Origin of the sequence: Vibrio navarrensis, from assembly GCF_015767675.1 — a bacterium.
Classification (GTDB): Bacteria; Pseudomonadota; Gammaproteobacteria; order Enterobacterales; family Vibrionaceae; genus Vibrio.
Genome location: NZ_CP065217.1, coordinates 3,311,018 through 3,330,963 on the forward strand (window position 1 = coordinate 3,311,018; position 19,946 = coordinate 3,330,963).

The 19,946-nt window shown below is 49.7% G+C and carries 23 protein-coding genes and 1 pseudogene; 14 read left to right on the plus strand and 10 right to left on the minus strand.

Annotated elements, in window-relative coordinates; genetic code table 11:
- Positions 1 to 271: 271 nt before the first annotated feature.
- From aroQ to fis, 6 genes are all read left to right on the plus strand, one after another.
- Positions 272 to 721 (plus strand): type II 3-dehydroquinate dehydratase, encoded by a 450-nt coding sequence (aroQ, locus tag I3X05_RS15670; RefSeq protein ID WP_045569317.1) that lies wholly within the window; start codon positions 272 to 274, stop codon positions 719 to 721.
- Positions 722 to 781: 60 nt separating this feature from the next.
- Entirely contained in the window at positions 782 to 1,225 is a 444-nt protein-coding gene (gene accB / locus I3X05_RS15675; RefSeq protein WP_337970850.1) for an acetyl-CoA carboxylase biotin carboxyl carrier protein, read from the plus strand.
- A gap of 12 nt (positions 1,226 to 1,237) precedes the next feature.
- A complete protein-coding gene (accC, locus tag I3X05_RS15680; RefSeq protein ID WP_045569319.1) occupies positions 1,238 to 2,584 on the plus strand; it encodes an acetyl-CoA carboxylase biotin carboxylase subunit in 1,347 nt (448 codons plus the stop codon).
- Between the two features lie 102 nt (positions 2,585 to 2,686).
- Positions 2,687 to 3,574 (plus strand): 50S ribosomal protein L11 methyltransferase, encoded by an 888-nt coding sequence (gene prmA, locus I3X05_RS15685; protein ID WP_045569343.1) that lies wholly within the window; start codon positions 2,687 to 2,689, stop codon positions 3,572 to 3,574.
- 139 nt (positions 3,575 to 3,713) lie between these two features.
- The gene (dusB, locus tag I3X05_RS15690; RefSeq protein ID WP_337970851.1) at positions 3,714 to 4,676 is read left to right on the plus strand and encodes a tRNA dihydrouridine synthase DusB; all 963 of its coding nucleotides are present in this window, start codon (positions 3,714 to 3,716) and stop codon (positions 4,674 to 4,676) included.
- Positions 4,677 to 4,831: 155 nt separating this feature from the next.
- Entirely contained in the window at positions 4,832 to 5,128 is a 297-nt protein-coding gene (gene fis, locus I3X05_RS15695) for a DNA-binding transcriptional regulator Fis (RefSeq protein WP_000462885.1), read from the plus strand.
- Between the two features lie 221 nt (positions 5,129 to 5,349).
- On the opposite strand, the gene I3X05_RS15700 is transcribed toward fis, so the two are convergent.
- Entirely contained in the window at positions 5,350 to 6,036 is a 687-nt protein-coding gene (locus tag I3X05_RS15700; RefSeq protein WP_045569321.1) for a hypothetical protein, read from the minus strand.
- A gap of 236 nt (positions 6,037 to 6,272) precedes the next feature.
- On the opposite strand from I3X05_RS15700, the gene I3X05_RS15705 reads away from it, so the two are divergent.
- Positions 6,273 to 6,560 carry a hypothetical protein gene (locus I3X05_RS15705; RefSeq protein WP_226971232.1) on the plus strand — a complete coding sequence of 96 codons (288 nt, stop codon included), beginning with the start codon at positions 6,273 to 6,275 and terminating at the stop codon, positions 6,558 to 6,560.
- Positions 6,561 to 6,623: 63 nt separating this feature from the next.
- Here the strand turns inward: I3X05_RS15705 and I3X05_RS15710 are convergent.
- The 3 genes and pseudogenes from I3X05_RS15710 to I3X05_RS15715 all read right to left on the minus strand — a co-directional run.
- Positions 6,624 to 6,968: pseudogene (locus I3X05_RS15710) on the minus strand (Fic family protein); the annotation flags it as partial.
- Between the two features lie 234 nt (positions 6,969 to 7,202).
- Complete coding sequence (locus I3X05_RS23825; protein WP_413470302.1) at positions 7,203 to 7,325, minus strand: hypothetical protein; 123 nt, start codon at positions 7,323 to 7,325, stop codon at positions 7,203 to 7,205.
- Positions 7,318 to 7,515 carry a hypothetical protein gene (locus I3X05_RS15715; protein WP_226971234.1) on the minus strand — a complete coding sequence of 66 codons (198 nt, stop codon included), beginning with the start codon at positions 7,513 to 7,515 and terminating at the stop codon, positions 7,318 to 7,320. Before I3X05_RS15715 ends, I3X05_RS23825 begins: the two co-directional genes overlap by 8 nt.
- A gap of 56 nt (positions 7,516 to 7,571) precedes the next feature.
- On the opposite strand from I3X05_RS15715, the gene I3X05_RS15720 reads away from it, so the two are divergent.
- On the plus strand, positions 7,572 to 8,549 hold the full coding sequence (locus tag I3X05_RS15720) for a hypothetical protein (RefSeq protein ID WP_193167252.1): 978 nt from the start codon (positions 7,572 to 7,574) through the stop codon (positions 8,547 to 8,549).
- A 200-nt stretch (positions 8,550 to 8,749) separates the two neighbouring features.
- Positions 8,750 to 10,390: a methyl-accepting chemotaxis protein gene (locus tag I3X05_RS15725; RefSeq protein ID WP_045569323.1), complete on the plus strand. Its 1,641-nt coding sequence runs from the start codon at positions 8,750 to 8,752 to the stop codon at positions 10,388 to 10,390.
- Positions 10,391 to 10,422: 32 nt separating this feature from the next.
- Here the strand turns inward: I3X05_RS15725 and zntR are convergent, their stop codons facing one another.
- On the minus strand, positions 10,423 to 10,821 hold the full coding sequence (zntR, locus tag I3X05_RS15730) for a Zn(2+)-responsive transcriptional regulator (protein WP_045569324.1): 399 nt from the start codon (positions 10,819 to 10,821) through the stop codon (positions 10,423 to 10,425).
- A gap of 57 nt (positions 10,822 to 10,878) precedes the next feature.
- Positions 10,879 to 11,106: a hypothetical protein gene (locus tag I3X05_RS15735; RefSeq protein WP_171816696.1), complete on the minus strand. Its 228-nt coding sequence runs from the start codon at positions 11,104 to 11,106 to the stop codon at positions 10,879 to 10,881.
- On the opposite strand from I3X05_RS15735, the gene purH reads away from it, so the two are divergent.
- Together purH and purD are read left to right on the plus strand one after the other, a co-directional pair.
- Entirely contained in the window at positions 11,105 to 12,697 is a 1,593-nt protein-coding gene (purH, locus tag I3X05_RS15740; RefSeq protein WP_193167254.1) for a bifunctional phosphoribosylaminoimidazolecarboxamide formyltransferase/IMP cyclohydrolase, read from the plus strand. The two genes, I3X05_RS15735 and purH, sit on opposite strands and share 2 nt — an antisense overlap.
- Before the next feature lie 57 nt (positions 12,698 to 12,754).
- The gene (gene purD, locus I3X05_RS15745; RefSeq protein WP_045569326.1) at positions 12,755 to 14,041 is read left to right on the plus strand and encodes a phosphoribosylamine--glycine ligase; all 1,287 of its coding nucleotides are present in this window, start codon (positions 12,755 to 12,757) and stop codon (positions 14,039 to 14,041) included.
- A gap of 48 nt (positions 14,042 to 14,089) precedes the next feature.
- Here the strand turns inward: purD and I3X05_RS15750 are convergent, their stop codons facing one another.
- Together I3X05_RS15750 and I3X05_RS15755 are read right to left on the minus strand one after the other, a co-directional pair.
- Complete coding sequence (locus I3X05_RS15750) at positions 14,090 to 14,791, minus strand: DUF1481 domain-containing protein (protein ID WP_045569327.1); 702 nt, start codon at positions 14,789 to 14,791, stop codon at positions 14,090 to 14,092.
- Positions 14,792 to 14,840: 49 nt separating this feature from the next.
- A complete protein-coding gene (locus tag I3X05_RS15755; protein ID WP_039431495.1) occupies positions 14,841 to 15,113 on the minus strand; it encodes an HU family DNA-binding protein in 273 nt (90 codons plus the stop codon).
- Between the two features lie 263 nt (positions 15,114 to 15,376).
- Between I3X05_RS15755 and I3X05_RS15760 the strand changes: the two genes are divergently transcribed.
- Positions 15,377 to 16,468: a CNNM domain-containing protein gene (locus I3X05_RS15760; RefSeq protein WP_045569329.1), complete on the plus strand. Its 1,092-nt coding sequence runs from the start codon at positions 15,377 to 15,379 to the stop codon at positions 16,466 to 16,468.
- A gap of 45 nt (positions 16,469 to 16,513) precedes the next feature.
- Here I3X05_RS15760 and I3X05_RS15765 read toward each other — a convergent pair whose 3' ends face one another.
- On the minus strand, positions 16,514 to 17,101 hold the full coding sequence (locus tag I3X05_RS15765) for a YjaG family protein (RefSeq protein ID WP_045569330.1): 588 nt from the start codon (positions 17,099 to 17,101) through the stop codon (positions 16,514 to 16,516).
- A 65-nt stretch (positions 17,102 to 17,166) separates the two neighbouring features.
- Here I3X05_RS15765 and I3X05_RS15770 point away from each other — a divergent pair, with 65 nt between their 5' ends.
- A complete protein-coding gene (locus I3X05_RS15770) occupies positions 17,167 to 18,093 on the plus strand; it encodes a D-2-hydroxyacid dehydrogenase (protein WP_045569331.1) in 927 nt (308 codons plus the stop codon).
- Positions 18,094 to 18,096: 3 nt separating this feature from the next.
- Positions 18,097 to 18,669 (plus strand): uracil-DNA glycosylase family protein, encoded by a 573-nt coding sequence (locus I3X05_RS15775; RefSeq protein ID WP_045569332.1) that lies wholly within the window; start codon positions 18,097 to 18,099, stop codon positions 18,667 to 18,669.
- A gap of 111 nt (positions 18,670 to 18,780) precedes the next feature.
- Here I3X05_RS15775 and hemE read toward each other — a convergent pair whose 3' ends face one another.
- Positions 18,781 to 19,848 (minus strand): uroporphyrinogen decarboxylase, encoded by a 1,068-nt coding sequence (gene hemE / locus I3X05_RS15780; RefSeq protein WP_039431507.1) that lies wholly within the window; start codon positions 19,846 to 19,848, stop codon positions 18,781 to 18,783.
- Positions 19,849 to 19,946 lie beyond the last annotated feature (98 nt).

Here is a 19,946-nt window from a genome sequence, read left to right on the forward strand (position 1 = left end):
TTTTTCCGCCACTTCATCGGCATTAGCACAGAACCGCGCCGAACCACACGACATACCGCGTTTCAGCGGCGATTTTTTGTTAACCCGGTTACAGAAATCCAAGCTCAACTCGGGAGATTAGACCAGTAATTTGCTGCTAATTGCTATGAATTAGCTATAATCTTGGGCAATCTTGAAAAATTGGCACAGATTTGACAGAAAAACCGTGCCGATTTCTCCTGTTTTTGGGAATATGCGGGTTTCACTCACGATAAAGAAAGATAGCGCCAACATGTCAGCAAAGTTACGAATTCTGGTCTTAAACGGCCCAAATCTTAACCTACTTGGTTTACGCGAGCCTGCCCACTACGGTGCGCAGACACTATCGCAGATCGTCGAAAACTTGATGACATTGGCAAAACAAGCCGATATTGAGCTTGAACATCTGCAATCGAATCGTGAGTACGAACTGATCGAAGCCATTCACGCCGCACACGGCAAGGTGGACTTCATCATCATTAATCCGGCCGCATTGACCCATACCAGTGTCGCACTAAGAGACGCCCTACTCGGCGTCGCGATTCCTTATATTGAAGTGCACCTGTCTAACGTGCATGCACGTGAGCCCTTCCGTCATCACTCCTATTTGTCGGACAAAGCGGTTGGCGTGATCTGCGGTTTAGGCGCACAAGGTTATGAATTTGCTCTGTCGGCAGCCATTGCTAAGCTGCGGGCAAAGTAACCCAAACACTCTGCAGCCCTTGGCGGCTGTCTTACTCACAAGATAAAAGAGAAAGATAAGATGGATATTCGTAAAATCAAAAAACTGATCGAACTGGTTGAAGAATCTGGCATTTCTGAGCTAGAGATCTCTGAAGGTGAAGAATCAGTACGCATCAGCCGTCATGGTCAAATGATGGCTGCGCCTGCACCTATCCACTACGCAGCTGCGCCAGTGGCCGCAGCACCCGTTGCTGAAGCGACGCCAGCTGCAGCACCCGCGGTAAGCGCAGGCCACAAAGTGCTTTCTCCAATGGTAGGCACCTTCTACCGTTCACCAAGTCCAGATTCTAAAGCGTTCATCGAAGTGGGCCAAAGCGTAAAAGCGGGTGACACGCTATGCATCGTTGAAGCGATGAAGATGATGAACCAAATCGAAGCGGATAAATCTGGTGTCGTTACTGCTATCCTTGTTGAAGATGGCCAGCCAGTAGAATTCGACCAGCCACTCGTTGTTATCGAATAAGCGGAGTTCGCTATGTTAGATAAAGTAGTCATCGCGAACCGAGGTGAAATCGCCCTTCGTATTCTTCGCGCATGTAAAGAGCTCGGCATCAAAACCGTTGCCGTGCACTCCACCGCCGATCGCGATCTCAAACACGTGCTACTGGCTGACGAAACCGTCTGTATCGGCCCTGCGAAAGGCATCGACAGCTACCTGAACATTCCGCGTATTATTTCCGCGGCGGAAGTGACTGGCGCGGTTGCCATCCATCCGGGTTACGGTTTCCTGTCAGAAAACGCCGATTTTGCTGAACAAGTAGAACGCAGCGGCTTTATTTTTGTTGGTCCGAAAGCGGAGACTATCCGCATCATGGGTGACAAAGTCTCGGCGATCACCGCGATGAAAAAAGCGGGCGTTCCTTGTGTACCCGGCTCTGACGGCCCACTCGACAACGACGAAGTGAAAAACAAAGCACACGCCAAACGCATCGGTTATCCCGTGATTATCAAAGCCTCTGGTGGTGGCGGCGGTCGTGGTATGCGTGTAGTTCGCAAAGAAGCAGATCTGGTTCAAGCGATCGCAATGACACGTGCTGAAGCCAAAGCCGCCTTCAACAACGACATAGTTTACATGGAGAAATTCCTAGAAAACCCACGCCACGTTGAAGTGCAAGTGATTGCCGATGGTCAAGGCGGCGCGATTCACCTCGGTGAACGTGATTGCTCTATGCAGCGTCGTCACCAAAAAGTGGTGGAAGAAGCACCAGCGCCGGGCATCACAGAAGAAATGCGTAAGTACATCGGTGAACGTTGTACCCGTGCGTGTCTCGAAATCGGCTATCGTGGCGCAGGTACTTTCGAGTTCCTGTACGAAAACGGCGAGTTCTACTTCATCGAAATGAACACTCGTATTCAGGTAGAACACCCAGTGACAGAAATGGTCACCGGTGTTGATCTCATCAAAGAGCAGCTACGTGTTGCCGCTGGCCAACCGCTGTCGTTCACACAGAACGACATCAAGATCCGTGGCCATGCGATTGAGTGTCGTATCAACGCCGAAGATCCTGAGCGCTTCCTGCCGTCACCAGGCAAGATCGAGCGTTTCCACTCGCCAGGCGGCATGGGCGTTCGTTGGGAATCGCACATCTACACGGGTTACACAGTGCCACCGCACTACGACTCGATGATCGGCAAACTCATCACTTACGGTGAGAACCGCGATGTAGCGATTGCACGCATGCGCAATGCTCTCGGTGAAATGATCATTGAAGGCATCAAGACCAATATTTCGCTGCAAGTGAGCATCATGAACGACGAAAACTTCCAACATGGTGGGGCAAACATCCACTACCTTGAGAAGAAGCTCGGACTTCAGCACTAAGTCAGCACTCGAATGATGATGCCCACCTCGGTGGGCATTTTTCGTTTCATCGCAAAGTCTGCTAAACTCTGCGCCAAATTTATACATCGAGAGTACCCACTCATGCCTTGGATTCAAATCAAACTCAATGCGACCAATGAAAACGCTGAGCAAATCGGCGACATGCTTATGGAAGAAACTGGCGCGCTGTCCGTAACCTTCTTGGATGCTCACGATACGCCGGTATTCGAGCCTCTGCCCGGTGAAACTCGCCTATGGGGTGATACAGACGTCCTAGCGCTGTACGATGCCGAAGCGGACACTCAGCTCATCATGTCGCAGATTAGAGCCAGCAAGATGCTGGTCGACGGCTTTGCCTACAAAGTGGAGCAGCTTGAAGACAAAGATTGGGAACGCGAGTGGATGGACAACTTCCACCCCATGAAGTTTGGTGAGCGTCTGTGGATCTGCCCAAGCTGGCGCGACATTCCTGATCCAAGCGCAGTCAACGTGATGCTCGATCCGGGCCTCGCCTTTGGTACGGGGACTCACCCAACCACCGCGTTGTGCCTGCAGTGGCTAGAAAGCCTCGATCTAAGCGGCAAGACAGTAATCGACTTTGGCTGTGGTTCAGGCATCCTCGCGATCGCCGCGATCAAACTCGGCGCAGAAAAAGTCATCGGCATCGACATTGATCCTCAAGCACTACTCGCCTCAAAAGATAACGCTCAGCGCAATGGCGTGGCAGAACAACTTGAGGTTTATCTGCCACAAGATCAACCAGAAGGTCTGCTGGCCGATGTGGTGGTGGCCAACATTTTAGCCGCGCCGCTGCGTGAACTTTCGTCGATCATCACAGGGCTGGTCAAGCCAAATGGACTGTTGGCGATGTCCGGCGTTTTGGACACACAAGCAGAAGATGTGGCGAATCACTATCGTGACGCGTTTCACATTGATCCGATTGTTGAGCAGAGCGAATGGTGTCGCATCTCGGGTCGCAAGCTAGGCTAGATAAGACTTTCAGGGATAATTGTTTGAATTTTATACAAATTACAAAAACAATTACTCAATGCTCAAATATTAGTCTTTTCACGCAGAAAAAAAATGCGTAAAATGCGCGCCCTTGCTGGTATGAAGCTGTGAAGACGTTTTGAAAATCGGAAACCACCAACTTAAGAACAATCTGATCGTCGCCCCCATGGCGGGTGTCACCGACAGACCCTTTCGCGAGTTGTGTTTGCGATACGGAGCGGGAATGGCCGTCAGTGAAATGATGTCCTCCAACCCCGCTTTGTGGAAAACCGCTAAATCACAAAATCGCATGGTGCATGAAGGCGAATCGGGCATTCGCTCAGTACAGATTGCTGGAAGTGATCCACAGCTCATGGCAGATGCTGCGCAATTCAGCGTTGAAAACGGTGCTCAAATCATCGACATCAACATGGGATGCCCAGCAAAAAAAGTGAATAAAAAGCTCGCGGGTTCTGCCCTGCTAAACTACCCAGACATTATCGAACAGATATTGAAAACGGTAGTGAACGCAGTAAAAGTGCCAGTCACTTTAAAAACCCGCACTGGCTGGGATACAGAAAATAAAAACTGTATTCAAATCGCTAAATTAGCCGAAGACTGCGGCATACAAGCGCTTGCTCTGCATGGCAGAACCAAAGCCTGTATGTACAAAGGTGAGGCCGAATACGACAGCATTAGAGCCGTCAAGCAAGCCATCTCAATTCCGGTTATCGCTAACGGTGATATCGATAGTCCGGAGAAGGCAAAGCATGTGCTGGAGTACACCGGCGCTGACGCTCTCATGATCGGCCGCCCTGCCCAGGGTCGACCGTGGATTTTCCAGGAAATCCAACACTATTTGGAAAACGGCACCACGATGCCAGAGCTTCCTATTGCGGAAGTAAAAAGCATCCTGCTTGGTCATGTGAACGCTCTGCATGATTTTTATGGCGAGTATTTAGGTCCGCGTATCGCGCGTAAGCACGTAGGTTGGTACCTAAAAGAGCATGAACAAGCGAGTGAGTTTCGCCGTACCTTCAACGCCATCGACGCTACCGATCTGCAGCTTGAGGCGTTAGAAGGTTACTTTGATTTAGCCTAAATAGTTGGAGTGGCAGCTAGGCGACAAGATAACTCAGCCCTATGAACATAGATCCGCTATTTGATTAGGGTGAGTTAGCGCCGTCAACGACGCTGCAGCTACAAATATGAAGGCTATGACGTTGCATCATAATTAAGAGAAGAGCTAGACCGAATATGTTCGAACAAAATCTGACTTCAGAAGCTTTAACCGTAACTACCGTAACATCACAAGATCAAATCACGCAAAAGCCACTACGTGATTCTGTTAAAGCGTCTCTTAAAAACTACTTGGCTCAATTAAACGGTCAGGAAGTGACTGAACTATACGAACTAGTTCTCGCTGAAGTTGAACAGCCATTACTAGATACCATTATGCAGTACACTCGCGGCAACCAAACGCGCGCAGCAACCATGATGGGCATCAACCGCGGTACTCTTCGCAAGAAATTGAAAAAATACGGCATGAACTAATACCCATTAGTTAACCATTTGAATTTAAAGTCGCTTTTCTTTTGTAGAGAGCGACTTTTTTGTTATATGTACCCCCACATGTACCCCGAGCATTTGCCTAGCTTCCCCTTCATCACCCAAATCTCACTGACAGGATTTTAAAGAACTAACGTTTGGAGTCGGTGTTAACAAACCTCAATGTTGTTCAAGCAAAAATGCTGAAAAACGCAAAATTAGCGACTCTAGTAAATCAGCCTCATCGATTCAAACGCGAGCTGAACATGACCATTGGGGCAGAGATACTGCCTCTCTACATGCCCACAAAGGTTGACCGATTTTTCTTGTAGCTGACCCGTTTCCATTTCTTGATGACAGACAGAGCAGCATACAAGGCCAATATTGTTTGCAATTAAATCATCCGCCAAGTAAGAAAACCTCGACCACATTGGCGGCACATCGACAGGCTCTTGCAGCGACTCATCACGCCTTTGCACCCAAGCCAATATTTTCCCCTCATCATTGCCTTGTAGGTGAGGCGATTGACGCAGCCGCTCAATCAACTGCTTCTCAAGCAAAGCGCTGGGAAAAATGAACTCACCATAGCTCTCATTCGCGCTCCCCTCAGGTACTGGCTTATAGCTAACATAAGCGCCACAAGTTTTCAGTTCCCGATAGGCACGTTCGATTTCTCGATAATAATCGGCACGATTAGCCTTTGGCCTCAGCCAATCAGCCCAATGAGGCCTGCCCTGTTTCACCCAACCCAAAAGCATTAAAGGCCAGATCAAAACCATAAACACAAAATGAAACCAGATGTCGCCTTTGTCCCACTGCCAATCATGCTTATCCAAGTGCCTGACCATCACCCACAGCAAGCCGCACGCCACCAGCGCAGCCCCAAGCCAATAACCCTGTAGTAGCATCAACATTGCATCCCTCTCACTCTTTTTGCAGCCCAGTTTGACATCATGCCTAGCTCCTCGCTAAAAATCGAAGTTCGTCACCAAAGCTACGACTAAGTTTACATTTCGATCTGTGTGTTTGCGCTTGTTTGCTACAATCGCGCGCATATTTATTAGGTTATGAAGTACTATGGTCGAACTACATCAACAAGAGCTAAAAAAGCAGCTTTGGAACATCGCTAACACTTTGCGCGGCAACATGGATGCCGACGATTTACTTTCTGAAGATGGTAGAAGTGGACCTCTTCACAGCGTTAACTTTTGGGAAAGAAGACCGCCAAAAATGCGTAGAAAAAATCTCATATGGTAGCCCCGATGGATTAGAAGTGCTTGTATTCGATGATGACGACATTAAAGACAAAGTGATTTTTAAGTCTCAGTTAGAAGGAGCGAGCAACCTTTATTGCAACGACATCTTTAAGTCTCTATGTGAAGTAAATGGTTTAACCGGTCTACAATTTTCCACCGAACTAACAGACCCTTTCAGCTAATAGAGCAACGCTCTTTTGCCGGACAAAGAAAATGGCTACCAATATGACTGGTAGCCATTAACCTCAAACGCTCCTCTTCCTATAACGCTGCACCTTGCTGGTGGGTTTATCTGGGAGGGTCATTTCGATTAAGCCAGCCTCAAGTGCAGGCTTTAGGTAGCGATCACGAAAGGATTTTCTATCTTTCAGCCCCAACATCGCTTGAATTTCTTCTCTGAGCATTTCCACTTCTAGCAGTTGTTTAACTTGAGGGGTAACTTGGGGGGCATCTTGAGGGGTGGTCGCTTCTGTTTCTTGCAAAGCGTTCAAGATCATCTGCAACATAAAGGAAATGAACGGCTCTGAATCGGCTTTCAGCGTACTGCGATTAATCGCATCATAATAGGCTTGCTGATTTTCATAGATAAAGAAGGATTAACAGATAAACGCCCCAAGCATTCGCTGATTTGCGCCACCAGCGAAAGAATCTGATTGGTAATGGTGTAAGGTGGTTGGTCGCTCATCAAACTCACGCGGTTCTTTTACTGGAAATCATCAACGTCACATTATTTGTTTTGTTCGTCATAATGTCTAAATGTTCGAGCCACATTGTGAGCGCTTCCCTTTTTTCAGGTAAGTACTGGCTACGGTTATAAATCGCCATTACGCCCCCCCCAAGCTGTGCCCTAAAAGTTGCTCGACAACATAAGGCGCAACGCCAAGCTCATTAAGGCGCGTCGCGCGCGTTCGACGAATATCATGCAATGTCCACGCTTCTTTAGTCACTGTCTGCTTTTAGTTGAAGCAACCAAGGTACCAGATCATCAGGAATGGGACGGATAATTTTTTCATCTGTTTTACTGTGCTCTTTTGGCACTGTCCAAAGCAACGTCTCAAAATCCCACTCTTTCCATTTTGAAATCGCTTTACAGTAACCATTGCTTAATGATTGAACACTTTGTACATTGATTCCCAAGCCAATTTATCACTCGATAGCGAAGTTCTGGAGTGAATCAAGCAGGGAGTCGAGAGATGTGGGTGAGAAATGTAATGTTATCGGTTGTGCTCGCGATTTTACTGTACATTTTCTTTGCCCCAACTCATGGCGACTCTTACTTTCAAGAGACTGACCCAACCTCTTCCGATCCCGTCTCCACTTCCCGGCGATCTTCCGAGCTGGCATCTCAAACAGAGACAAAAGCCACTCCACGTCGTAAAAATAGGATAGATTGCACTAAGCCGACTCAGGCAAGTTTCCAAAAGAGCGAGCAAACGCTGCATTACGGCATGTTTTATCTCAACCTTCACGCCGACGAATTGCCAGAGGATTTCGTTCATCAGCTCAAACCGCGCCTGAGATCAATTCAGCATTACTACCAATTACTTTTAGGTAAAGCGTCTCTAAAGGCCGTTGAAGTCGACCTCTACTTATTTAGCGACCTTCAATCTTATCAACAGTTTGCACAAAGCCAAGATCGAAGCCATGAGGCCTTAGGCAGTTATAGCTTGTACGATGGCAAGATAGTGTTCTATTACCGCAATGCGCAACAGGCCATCAATACCTCAATCCACGAAATCGTCCATGCTGTCAATCACCGCACGCTGGGCTATTTGCCCGGTTGGCTGGATGAAGGTTTAGCTGAATTCTTCGCCGGCTTTTGGCAAACAGAATCCGGTCAAATCAACGCCGAGTCAAAAAAGTGGATTGACGGTAAAAACAGACTGCGTTTCACGCCGCTTGGCTTGCCTGAGCTATTCAATCAGGAGACCTACTGGTATCGCGACGCGCAGCGGGAAAATTCGCGCTTATATGGTAGCAGTTGGCTGCTGATTTACTTTTTCTTCGCCGATGAGCACGGGCAACGATTACTTTCAAAAATTATGCAGCAAGAAATGCAAGACCCTTGCGATATTCTCGAAGGCAATGAGATGCTGCAATTTCTTCTTGATGCCGAGCCAAACTTTGAGTTGGATTATCAGCACTGGTTGCGCAGCCAGCTCTCCTATTAACCCCGTGAACGTTCGCCTTCGTCTTTTTTCCTCGCGTCAAAGCACATTTATCTGCAACAACTCATACCGTTGCGCAGTAATTTCTCACTTGGGTCAAATCTCTCCTTTAGTCGCATATACGAAGCCGTTATCACTTTGTTACATTCTAAAGTGAATAAAAATCAAATTATAAAAATATCCACCATCAAGGAGTGATCGCTATGGTCAGTTTCGGCTTGCGTATATTAAACATCAAGCAGCGGCTTTACTTGCTGACTTTGGTTATTTCAACGCTACTTTTAATCCCTTTTGGAGCGTTGCTTTATGACTATCAAGGCGATTTACTCGAAGCTAAACAGGTCAAGACCCGTCATCTGGTCGAATCTGCCACCAGCGTGCTGGCCCATTTTCAGCAGTTGGAAAGCGCAGGTGTACTTTCTCGCAGCGAAGCGCAGACCCAAGCCAAACAAGCCATCAGTGCGTTGCGTTATGAGAAATCTGATTATTTTTGGATTAATAACGAAAAACCAGCCATGGTGATGCATCCAATCAAGCCTCAATTAGATGGCCAAGATCTCAGCACCTTCAAGGACCCGACGGGCAAGGCGCTATTTGTTGAGATGGTATCAGTGGTCAAACAATCCGGTGCAGGCTTTGTCTACTACATGTGGCCAAAGCCGGGCTCTGAGGTGGATGTGGAAAAGCTCTCTTATGTCAGTGAGTTTAAACCGTGGGGCTGGATTATTGGCACAGGGGTATACATTGACGATGTGCAGGCGCTCATCTGGCAGCGGGCGCAATCATCGCTGTTTAAACTGGCAATCGCTTTTGCCCTGATGCTGCTGCTCTCGGGGCTGATTGGCAATAGCATCACCGCGCCTTGCCGCGCGACCAAAGAGGCGCTGGCCGAGATAGCCAAAGGCGACGGCGACCTCACCAAGCAGTTACCCGTTGAAGGACGTGATGAACTCACGCAAATAGCCCAAGAGTTTAATGAATTTACTGGCAAGATCCGCCAAATCGTACACAACATTACTCCGGTGACTCAAGACGTGACGGGTTCTGCCAGCGAACTGACTCAAGTTGCTCAGCACGCGCTGCAGAAAGCGACCATGCAGCAGCGCTCTGTGGATTCGGTCGCTGATGCGATGAAGCAGTTGCAGGCCAGTAACACTGGCGTTGCCGAGTCGGCGCAAGAAGCGGCGCTGGCCGCGCAAAATGCCAGCCAAAAGGGTAAAGAAGGCAGTAATGTGATTAGCAAAGCATCTGACTATATGAACGCCTTATCGTCAACGGTGACACAAACTGAGCAAAACGTGCAAGATTTAGCCAATGAAACGCAAAAAGTTGGCGCTGTACTGGAAGTGATTCGCGGCGTGGCAGAGCAAACCAATCTGCTCGCGCTCAACGCGGCCATTGAGGCGGCTCGAGCAGGCGACCAGGGACGCGGCTTCGCCGTGGTTGCCGACGAAGTGCGCACCTTGGCTACGCGCACCAGCCACAGCACGGATGAAATCCAGCAGATCATCGCCAATTTGCAGCAAAGGGCCAGTGAGGTGTGTAAATCGATGGAACAGACGCAGCGCCAATCACAAGAAACGCAGTTGCAAGCAAGCCAAGCGCAAACCGCACTGCATGAAATTGATCAGCAGATCGCCACCATCCTAGAGCTTAATCGACACATCGCTCAATCGAGCGTAGAACAATCCCACACCACCAACCAAATCAGCGACAGTCTTAGCCAAATCGCCGAGCATAGTGACCAAGCGGCCGCACAAGCCAACCAAGTTGCCGCGGCCAGCGAGCAGTTAATGGCGAGTGGCCATCGGCTACAACAAAGCGTCGCTGCTTTTCGTGCCTAAAAAGCAGATAAAGCCGCTCCTTGATGAGCGGCTTACTCCAACGCAGCCAAAATCGAGCAGTGGCTGGCATCGTCATCCGTATGACCACAACAGGCATCGTTGATTTTCTTCAACGCCTGACGAATTTGGCTTAACTGGGCGATTTTCTCATCGATCAGCGCCAACTTGGCAGAAGTGATCGCTTTCACCTCAGCGCAGCTGTGTTCTGTCGCTTCGAGCTTGATCTCCAACAACTCTTTGATCTCTTCCAAACTCAAGCCCAGCGCTTTCGCTTTGAGAATAAAACCGACCTGTTTTTGGTTCTCTTCGCTGTAGAGACGATAGCCAGACTCACTGCGTCCAGCAGGCAAAATCAGTTGGTTTTTTTCATAAAAACGCAGCGTATCCGTACTCACGCCGCACCGTTTTGCCAACTCACCGATTTGAAACATAACTCTCCTTATTAACTCACTCGTTACTTTTGTCGTCTAAGCAGGCGCTTTTTGCAATTATTTTTGAGATGCCAAACGATTGCGCGAGCTTTTTTGTAATAAATTGGTTAGAATACGCGCCACCAAATGAGGGAGACTGTTTTCTCGATGAAAACAGCAGCAAAGGTCTTTACCAAAACTGGCCAATCTTTTATCTGCAGAGTTTTTCGCTCTGGCGATAAGAACAAGTTCATTTTTGGCAAATATCTTTAGTTTAACTCCGTGAATTTGAGGAAATGGAAGCATGAACAACGCTCGTCCTATTCGCCGCGCTCTGATTAGCGTATCAGACAAAACCGGTATTGTTGAGTTTGCACAAGCACTGGCACAACGTGGTGTTGATATTCTGTCGACCGGTGGCACCGCTCGCTTACTGGCAGAAAAAGGCATCGCTGTCACCGAAGTCTCTGACTACACCGGTTTTCCAGAGATGATGGATGGTCGTGTTAAAACCCTTCACCCAAAAGTTCACGGTGGTGTCCTTGGTCGCCGCGGTCAAGACGATGACGTCATGGCGAAACACGGCATCAAGCCAATCGACATCGTCGTGGTTAACCTCTACCCCTTTGCACAAACGGTCGCGAAAGAAGGCTGTACACTGGCTGACGCAGTAGAGAATATCGACATTGGCGGACCAACCATGGTTCGTTCGGCGGCGAAAAACCACAAAGATGTGACCATCGTGGTCAACGCGCACGATTACGATCGCGTGATTGCCGAGATGGACGCCAACGACAACTCTCTGACGCTCGAAACCCGCTTCGACCTCGCGATTGCAGCCTTTGAGCACACAGCCGCTTACGATGGCATGATCGCCAACTACTTCGGCACTATGGTTGCTTCTTACGGAGAGAACAAGGAAGGCGATGAAGAGAGCAAATTCCCTCGCACCTTCAACCAACAGTTCATCAAGAAACAAGACATGCGCTACGGCGAAAACAGCCACCAAGCAGCGGCGTTTTACGTGGAAGCCAACCCAGAAGAAGCGTCTGTGGCGACGGCTCGCCAAATCCAGGGCAAAGCACTGTCTTACAACAACATCGCCGACACCGACGCGGCCCTTGAGTGTGTGAAAGAGTTTAGCGAGCCTGCTTGTGTGATCGTCAAACACGCTAACCCATGCGGCGTCGCACTCGGTAAAGACATCCTTGAAGCGTACAACCGCGCTTACCAAACTGACCCAACCTCCGCATTCGGCGGCATCATCGCCTTCAACCAAGAGCTCGATGCAGAAACGGCGAGCGCTATCGTTGAGCGCCAATTCGTTGAAGTGATCATTGCTCCTTCCGTTTCTGCACAAGCAATCGAAGTGGTGGCTGCGAAGAAAAACGTTCGTCTGCTTGAGTGCGGCGAATGGTCAAGCAAGACCACGGGCTTTGATGTGAAACGCGTTAACGGCGGCCTGCTGGTACAAGACCGTGACCAAGGCATGGTCAGCCTAGATGACGTTAAAGTGGTGTCAAAACGCCAACCCACAGAAGAAGAGCTGAAAGATGCCCTGTTCTGCTGGAAAGTCGCCAAGTACGTAAAATCAAACGCGATTGTCTACGCCAAAGGTGACATGACCATCGGTGTGGGCGCTGGCCAAATGAGCCGCGTGTATTCAGCGAAAATTGCCGGTATCAAAGCGGCAGACGAAGGCCTTGAAGTGGCTGGCAGCGTCATGGCATCAGACGCTTTCTTCCCCTTCCGCGATGGCATTGATGCCGCGGCCGAAGCTGGCATCAAGTGTGTGATTCAGCCTGGTGGTTCGATGCGTGATGAGGAAGTGATTGCTGCCGCTGACGAACACGGCATGGCGATGATCTTCACGGGTATGCGCCACTTCCGCCACTAATTTCTATCAGAGGTGCCCACCAAGGCACCTCTTTTCGCAAGATTTGAGGATGATGAGATGAATGTATTGATTATTGGCTCAGGTGGTCGTGAACATGCGCTGGGCTGGAAAGTGGCACAAAATCCCAATGTCACCACGGTGTTTGTTGCACCGGGAAATGCGGGAACAGCACTGGAGCCTAAGTTAGAAAACGTCAATATCGCTGTCGAAGACATCGAAGGCTTAGTCGCGTTTGCTCAAGAGAAAGCGATTGAACTCACCATCGTGGGTCCTGAAGTACCACTGGTACTGGGGGTGGTTGATGCGTTTCGTGAAGCAAGTCTGCCTATTTTTGGCCCAACGCAAGCCGCGGCGCAGCTTGAAGGTTCAAAAGCCTTTACCAAGGATTTCTTGGCACGCCATCAAATCCCTACCGCTGCCTACGCCAACTTTACGGAAATCGAACCCGCGCTGGCTTACGTCCGTGAACAAGGCGCACCAATCGTCGTGAAAGCCGATGGCCTTGCCGCAGGCAAAGGGGTGATTGTCGCCATGAGCCTGCAAGAAGCCGAAGACGCGATTCAAGACATGCTGGCAGGCAACGCTTTTGGTGAAGCGGGCAGCCGCGTGGTGATCGAAGAGTTCCTTGATGGCGAAGAAGCCAGCTTTATCGTCATGGTGGATGGCGAAAACGTCCTGCCAATGGCCACCAGCCAAGACCACAAACGCGTCGGCGATCAAGACACAGGTCCAAACACTGGCGGTATGGGCGCGTACTCGCCAGCGCCAGTGGTCACACCAGAGATTCATGACCGGGTTATGCAGGAAGTGATCTATCCAACCGTGCGTGGTATGGCCGCGGAAGGCAACCCATACACCGGCTTCCTCTATGCGGGTTTGATGATCGACAAAGATGGCACACCCAAGGTGATCGAGTACAACTGCCGTTTTGGTGATCCAGAAACGCAGCCAATCATGATGCGCATGCAATCGGATCTGGTTGAACTTTGTCTGGCCGCGATCGAGCAGAAACTCGACCAAGTTGAATCAAAATGGGACCCGCGCGCTTCTATCGGTATCGTCCTCGCTGCGGGCGGTTACCCGGGCGATTATGCCAAAGGCGATGTCATTTCAGGCCTACCGACAGACGAAGTCGAAGGGCAGAAAGTGTTCCACGCCGGCACCACCGACAAAGAGGGCCATGTGGTGACCAATGGTGGCCGCGTATTGTGTGCCACTGCCTTAGGTCACAGTGTCTTTGAAGCGCAGCAACGCGCTTATGCACTGGCCAAACAGATCAGCTGGGATGGCATGTTCCATCGCAACGATATCGGTTATCGTGCGATTGCTCGCGAACAGCAGTAACCGATGAGCTAGACAAATAGACAAAAGGCGCTGAATCAGCGCCTTTTTTTATTTTTGTTCGTCTTCAATCAGCACGGGGCGGGTGACACAATCTCGGTCGTCTTCATCTAACAACAGTAACGTGTCGACTTCCAAACGCTTGGACGATTTTTTCCCGAGGAAGGCAACATAGCTATCGACGCTCGCCAAACGGCTAATCACAAACCCAGGCAACGTTTGGTTAAACTCAAGCGTAGAAAACTCTTCACCCGTACAGGTTTCAAAGGTTTCGCCATCCCAGTAACCTTGGATCAATTCCAAACCATCACGCGACTGCTGCTTGCTTTTTTTCACCAGCACATCGGCTTCCGACTGATAACGTTGCAGTTGATCCGCTTGAATCGGCAGCACCTTGCTGTTGAGGCGAAATTGTTGGTACACCGCTTCGCCATCAACGTTGAAACGAACGTGGATTCGATAAGGCACCAAGCCCAGCTTGCTATCCCGCTGTTCACCTTGTCGAATCAACTCTCTGAGCATACCTTCATCCCAGCGATACTCACTTTGATACCAGCCATATTCACCCACTAAGACAAAATCGGACGCTTTTTGTGGCCCGGAAAGTTTTTCGGTCACCCAATAAAAACTGGTCGCGTCGCCCATCATCTGTCCACCGGTGAATTCGGTAAACTGCTCAAGGGTAGTTCGGGAGGAAGAAGAACAGCCAGCCAGCAGAACGCAAGCGGCACAAGTAAGGAGTAATTTTTTCATCTTATGTTAAAGAATGGCACCGAAGAGGGTTCCTCGGCGCCTCACTGAATTAGTTTACTGATTCTTTCAGTGCTTTGCCTGCAACGAACGCTGGCACGTTTGCTGCTGCGATTTGGATCTCAGCACCCGTTTTTGGGTTACGGCCAGTGCGCGCAGCACGGTGGTTCACTTTGAATGTACCAAAACCAATTAGTTGAACCTGGTCACCCTCTTTCAGAGCGCCTTCTACGCCTTCCAGAGTAGCTTCAAGAGCAGCTTTTGCTTGTGCTTTAGATAGATCTGCTTTCTCTGCGATAAAGTCGATTAATTGGGTCTTGTTCATTAGGTTTCCCTTCTCATAGGTTATCGAATTGGTCTCACTCTAAAGCATAAAGGCCCCATCTGGCAAAGGTTTGTCGCGTTTCTTTCGCTCTAGTGAATTACTTTTAGCCACATTCTGAGTAATAACTCACAAATTGTTACGGATTGATAGCAGAATTCCCTTGGTTTTCCTCTGGGAAGCACCTATTTATAAGGGGTGAATAGGGATCTTGACGTATACTCTCCCTCGTGTCACAACACTCTGTTTTTCTATCAAGGGCAATCATGCTACTGCTTACTATCTACATCTCTATCGCTATCGGTATTTCCTTTATCTGTTCGGTATTGGAGGCGGTGTTACTGAGTATCAGCCCGAGCTATATCGCACAGTTGAAACAGCAGGCGCACCCTGCTGCAGAGCAATTGGCTAAGCTTAAAGCGGATATCGACCGTCCGCTGGCCTCGATCCTCACCCTCAATACCATCGCGCATACCATCGGCGCGGCAACCGCAGGCGCACAGGCCGCCGTGGTGTTTGGCAGTGAGTGGCTTGGCGTGTTTTCCGGCGTGCTGACGTTGGGTATTTTGGTGCTGTCGGAAATCGTGCCCAAAACTATCGGTGCGACTTACTGGCGACAGCTCGCCCCGAGCGCGGCGGCCACACTGCGCTGGATGGTGTGGGCACTCACGCCATTTGTGTGGTTCTCTGAACAGATCACTAAAAGGTTGGCGCGCAATCACGAGATGCCAAAAATGCGTGATGAGCTGTCGGCTATGGCGATCCTCGCGCGTGAAAGTGGCGAGTTTGCGGAAGGTGAGTCGAAGATCCTCAGTAACTTACTAGGCATTCAGAACGTGGCCGTGACGCAGGTGATGACACCTCGCCCGGTGGTATTTCGTGTCGAAGCGACCACCACGATTAATGAGTTTCTTGCCGAACATAGAGAGACCCCCTTCTCTCGCCCGCTGGTATACAGCGAGCAGAAAGACAACATCATCGGTTTTGTGCACCGTTTGGAGCTGTTTAAACTGCAACAAGCAGGGCATGGTGAGAAGCAGTTGGGCGCGGTGATGCGACCCATTCACGTGATTCTCAACAATATGCCACTGCCGAAAGTGTTTGACCAAATGATGGCAAAACGTCTGCAACTGGCCATCGTGGTGGATGAATACGGTACGGTGCAAGGCCTAGTGACACTGGAAGATATTTTCGAGTACTTACTTGGTGAGGAGATCATCGACGAAGCGGACAAAAGCAGCGACATGCAGCAGTTGGCGTATCAGCGCTGGGAGCGCTGGAAAACCAAACACGGCATGATTGAAAGCCGCGATGATGAAGACGAAGAGATCAACCTCGAAAAAATCAAATCGCGTTAAGCAGACAGCAAAAAGGCTCCGATGGAGCCTTTTTTACTTTTCCGCTTACAGTTCGATGCCGATGTTGCTCACAGGCTCGTCTCTGAGCTCTTGGCGTAAATCTTTGATCAGATCGATATCGCGCTCTTGTGCTTCACGCAACGGACGGAAAATCGCCCACTGCACATCCCACTCGGCACAAACTGCTTCATTGGCTTTCTGATTGTCATTGGTGATCGGCTCACTGCCTTGCGCTTGCTCTAAATCCGCCACGGTTTGCACCGACTGCTGGCTAATTTTGATCATCGAATCGAACAGATAGTCGCGATCCAACAAACCATGCAACAAAGTGGATAATGCCTGACACGCATCCATCGCCGGATAAACAACATAAAGATCAAACTCTTCAGCGCTAGGGAACAACTCTTCCAACTTCTCAAGTTGACGCTCAAAATTCACTTTGGCATTTTTCACCGTGAGAATTTCCCATACACTATCTAAAATGTTGCGATAGTTGCGGGGCTCAGCAAAACCAGTGTTGTCACAAAACATGGCGTAGTTGGGGTACATTCGTTCACACAAACACACCATAAAGGTGATTTGTTGCCAAGGTTCCAGTTTTTCTAAACGAACCTGAAGTGGATTTTGTAGCATAGTCACTCAATCATTGCGGAAAAAGACAGCGGAAGTGTACTTGATTCGCCAACGGGAAAAAAGTTATGCATCATTCAGAGCACAAGATTTTCATCCTCACTGAAGAGAACCAGAGCTATCACGACCTGCTCTTGAGCCACTCCCTCCCTGAACTGACGATCACCCAAGACCCTGCCGAGGCGGATATCGTGTTAGCCGCCCCGCCGAAAGTCGCCGATAAGCTCGATCAGTTCCCCAAATTACAATGGCTGCAATCCACCTATGCTGGGGTCAACGCACTGATGCCATCCGGCCTGCGTCGTGACTACACGCTTACCAATGTGCGTGGCATTTTTGGTCCGCTGATCGCGGAATATGTGCTGGGTTATAGCATTGCTCACTGGCGCCACTTGCCGCTCTACGCGCAACAGCAGCAGCAACGCCAGTGGCAACCGCACCTCTACACCTCTTTGCAAGGCAAACGGGTGGTCATTTTGGGCACAGGCAGCATTGGTAACCATCTTGCACACGTCTGCTCTGCGATGAGGCTGCACACCATGGGCATAAACCGCACCGGCATTCCACCGACGGGCAGCCATTTTCATCAGACCTATCACATCAATGAATTGGCCGCAGCATTAACGCAAGCAGACATGGTCGTCAACACGCTGCCTAGCACCGAGCAGACAAAACAGTTACTCAACCAAGCCAGTTTGAGCCACTGCCGCCAAGTCTTGCTGTTTAACGTTGGCCGTGGTGATGTATTGGATAATGCGGCACTGCTGCTGGCACTCAAGAACCGTTGGATTGAGCACGCCTTTTTGGATGTGTTTGAGCAAGAACCGCTGCCAAGCGATCATCCATTTTGGGGGTTAAAACAAATCACCATCACACCACACATTGCAGCCTTGAGTTTTGCAGAGCAAGTGGTAGAGATTTTTTCCGAGAATTACCAACGCTGGATTGAAGGCTACCCACTCAACTACCAAGTCAGCTTCGCCAAGGGCTATTAAGTTTTGGCTCTCGATACTTTATTAAGGCAGATCCGAGCCTGTCAGATTTGTGCAAATGAGCTGTCTTTGGGCGCGAACCCGGTCGTACAAGCTCACTCAGAGGCGAAGATTTTGATCATCGGACAGGCGCCCGGGACCAAAGTGCATCAAACCTCCATACCTTGGAACGATGCCAGCGGCAATCGTTTAAGAGAGTGGCTCGACCTCGACAAAACCACTTTTTATGATCCCAAACAGGTGGCCATTATACCAATGGGGTTTTGCTATCCCGGTCGCGGGCTATCGGGCGATCTTCCGCCACGGAAAGAATGCGCGCCTCTATGGCATGAGGCGCTGCTCAAGCACTTACCCAATATTGAACTGACGCTACTGATTGGCCAGTACGCGCAAAACTACTATTTAGCGGACAAACCCAAAACGCTGACAGAAACGGTTCAACGCTGGCAAGACTGGCTGCCCACCTATCTGCCGCTACCGCATCCGTCACCAAGAAACACCTTGTGGCTGCGCAATAACCCTTGGTTTGAAGAGCAAACCGTGGCCTATATCCGCCAACGCGTACACCAGCTGCTGTGATACAAACGTCTGGTTAAAGAGCTTTAGGCTCATGGCAAACCCAAAACCCTTGCAAGCCCAATCACTGAGCATAAAAAAACCAGCCGAGGCTGGTTTTTTCACATCATCACGTTATTGATGGTAAGGCTTGGAGAGCTCATGCACGGCGTCAACAAACACGCCTGCGTTTTCTGGCGGCACATCGAGATGAATGCCGTGCCCTAAGTTAAATACATGCCCAGTTCCACCTTGGCCAAATCCTTCAAGAATGGTCGCCACTTCTTCACGGATACGATCATGTGGCGCATACAACATGGATGGGTCCATGTTACCTTGCAAGGCCACTTTATCCCCCACGCGCGCTTTGGCATCGGCAATGTTGATGGTCCAGTCAAGACCCACAGCGTCACAACCTGTTGCGGCTATTTGCTCCAACCACATGCCGCCGTTCTTAGTAAACAGGGTGACCGGCACTCGGCGACCGTCATTTTCACGTATCAGCCCATCAACGATTTTATGCATGTACTGCAGCGAGAACAGGTTGTAGTCACGCGGAGTCAACACACCACCCCAAGTGTCAAACACCATCACCGATTGAGCGCCAGCTTTGATCTGTGCATTGAGGTATTCGATAACGCTATCGGCGAGTTTATCGAGCAGCAGGTGCAGCGTTTGCGGCTCGGCGTACATCATCTTTTTGATCTTAGTGAAGGCTTTCGAGCTGCCCCCTTCAACCATGTAGGTTGCCAGTGTCCACGGGCTGCCTGAGAAACCGATCAACGGCACTTCGCCTTGCAGATCTTTGCGGATTTGACGCACGGCGTTCATGACATATTGCAGTTCACCTTCTGGATCAGGCAGACCTATCTTATCCACGTCCGCTTTGCAGGTGATCGGTTTATCGAATACCGGGCCTTCGCCCGCCGAGAAACGTAAACCCAGCCCCATGGCATCTGGAATGGTCAAAATGTCCGAGAAAAGAATGGCCGCATCAAGAGGAAAACGGCGCAGCGGCTGGAGTGTCACTTCTGAGGCCAACTCAGCGTTGCGGCATAAAGACATAAAATCGCCAGCTTGAGCACGAGTCGCGCGATACTCAGGTAAATAGCGACCAGCCTGACGCATCATCCATACTGGGGTGCAATCCACTGGCTGCTTGAGCAAAGCACGTAGATAGCGGTCATTTTTTAATTCAGTCATTCCGTCTTTCCAGTTGTTAGGCTTTCTTATAAGGGCGACATTCTATCACTGATTTGAGAGAAAAAGCGGCATGCTTTGCGTCCTAGATCAAGTTATTA

Coding starts and splice junctions, on each gene's coding strand:
- I3X05_RS15770 (WP_045569331.1), top strand. CDS start 17,167: ATGCATCATTCAGAGCACAAGATTTTCATCCTCACTGAAGAGAACCAG.
- I3X05_RS15760 (WP_045569329.1), top strand. CDS start 15,377: ATGCTACTGCTTACTATCTACATCTCTATCGCTATCGGTATTTCCTTT.
- accC (WP_045569319.1), top strand. CDS start 1,238: ATGTTAGATAAAGTAGTCATCGCGAACCGAGGTGAAATCGCCCTTCGT.
- purH (WP_193167254.1), top strand. CDS start 11,105: ATGAACAACGCTCGTCCTATTCGCCGCGCTCTGATTAGCGTATCAGAC.
- purD (WP_045569326.1), top strand. CDS start 12,755: ATGAATGTATTGATTATTGGCTCAGGTGGTCGTGAACATGCGCTGGGC.
- aroQ (WP_045569317.1), top strand. CDS start 272: ATGTCAGCAAAGTTACGAATTCTGGTCTTAAACGGCCCAAATCTTAAC.
- zntR (WP_045569324.1), bottom strand. CDS start 10,821: ATGTTTCAAATCGGTGAGTTGGCAAAACGGTGCGGCGTGAGTACGGAT.
- I3X05_RS15720 (WP_193167252.1), top strand. CDS start 7,572: ATGTGGGTGAGAAATGTAATGTTATCGGTTGTGCTCGCGATTTTACTG.
- I3X05_RS15755 (WP_039431495.1), bottom strand. CDS start 15,113: ATGAACAAGACCCAATTAATCGACTTTATCGCAGAGAAAGCAGATCTA.
- hemE (WP_039431507.1), bottom strand. CDS start 19,848: ATGACTGAATTAAAAAATGACCGCTATCTACGTGCTTTGCTCAAGCAG.
- prmA (WP_045569343.1), top strand. CDS start 2,687: ATGCCTTGGATTCAAATCAAACTCAATGCGACCAATGAAAACGCTGAG.
- accB (WP_337970850.1), top strand. CDS start 782: ATGGATATTCGTAAAATCAAAAAACTGATCGAACTGGTTGAAGAATCT.
- I3X05_RS15700 (WP_045569321.1), bottom strand. CDS start 6,036: ATGTTGATGCTACTACAGGGTTATTGGCTTGGGGCTGCGCTGGTGGCG.
- I3X05_RS15750 (WP_045569327.1), bottom strand. CDS start 14,791: ATGAAAAAATTACTCCTTACTTGTGCCGCTTGCGTTCTGCTGGCTGGC.
- I3X05_RS15725 (WP_045569323.1), top strand. CDS start 8,750: ATGGTCAGTTTCGGCTTGCGTATATTAAACATCAAGCAGCGGCTTTAC.
- I3X05_RS15765 (WP_045569330.1), bottom strand. CDS start 17,101: ATGCTACAAAATCCACTTCAGGTTCGTTTAGAAAAACTGGAACCTTGG.
- I3X05_RS15735 (WP_171816696.1), bottom strand. CDS start 11,106: ATGCTTCCATTTCCTCAAATTCACGGAGTTAAACTAAAGATATTTGCC.
- I3X05_RS15705 (WP_226971232.1), top strand. CDS start 6,273: ATGCCGACGATTTACTTTCTGAAGATGGTAGAAGTGGACCTCTTCACA.
- fis (WP_000462885.1), top strand. CDS start 4,832: ATGTTCGAACAAAATCTGACTTCAGAAGCTTTAACCGTAACTACCGTA.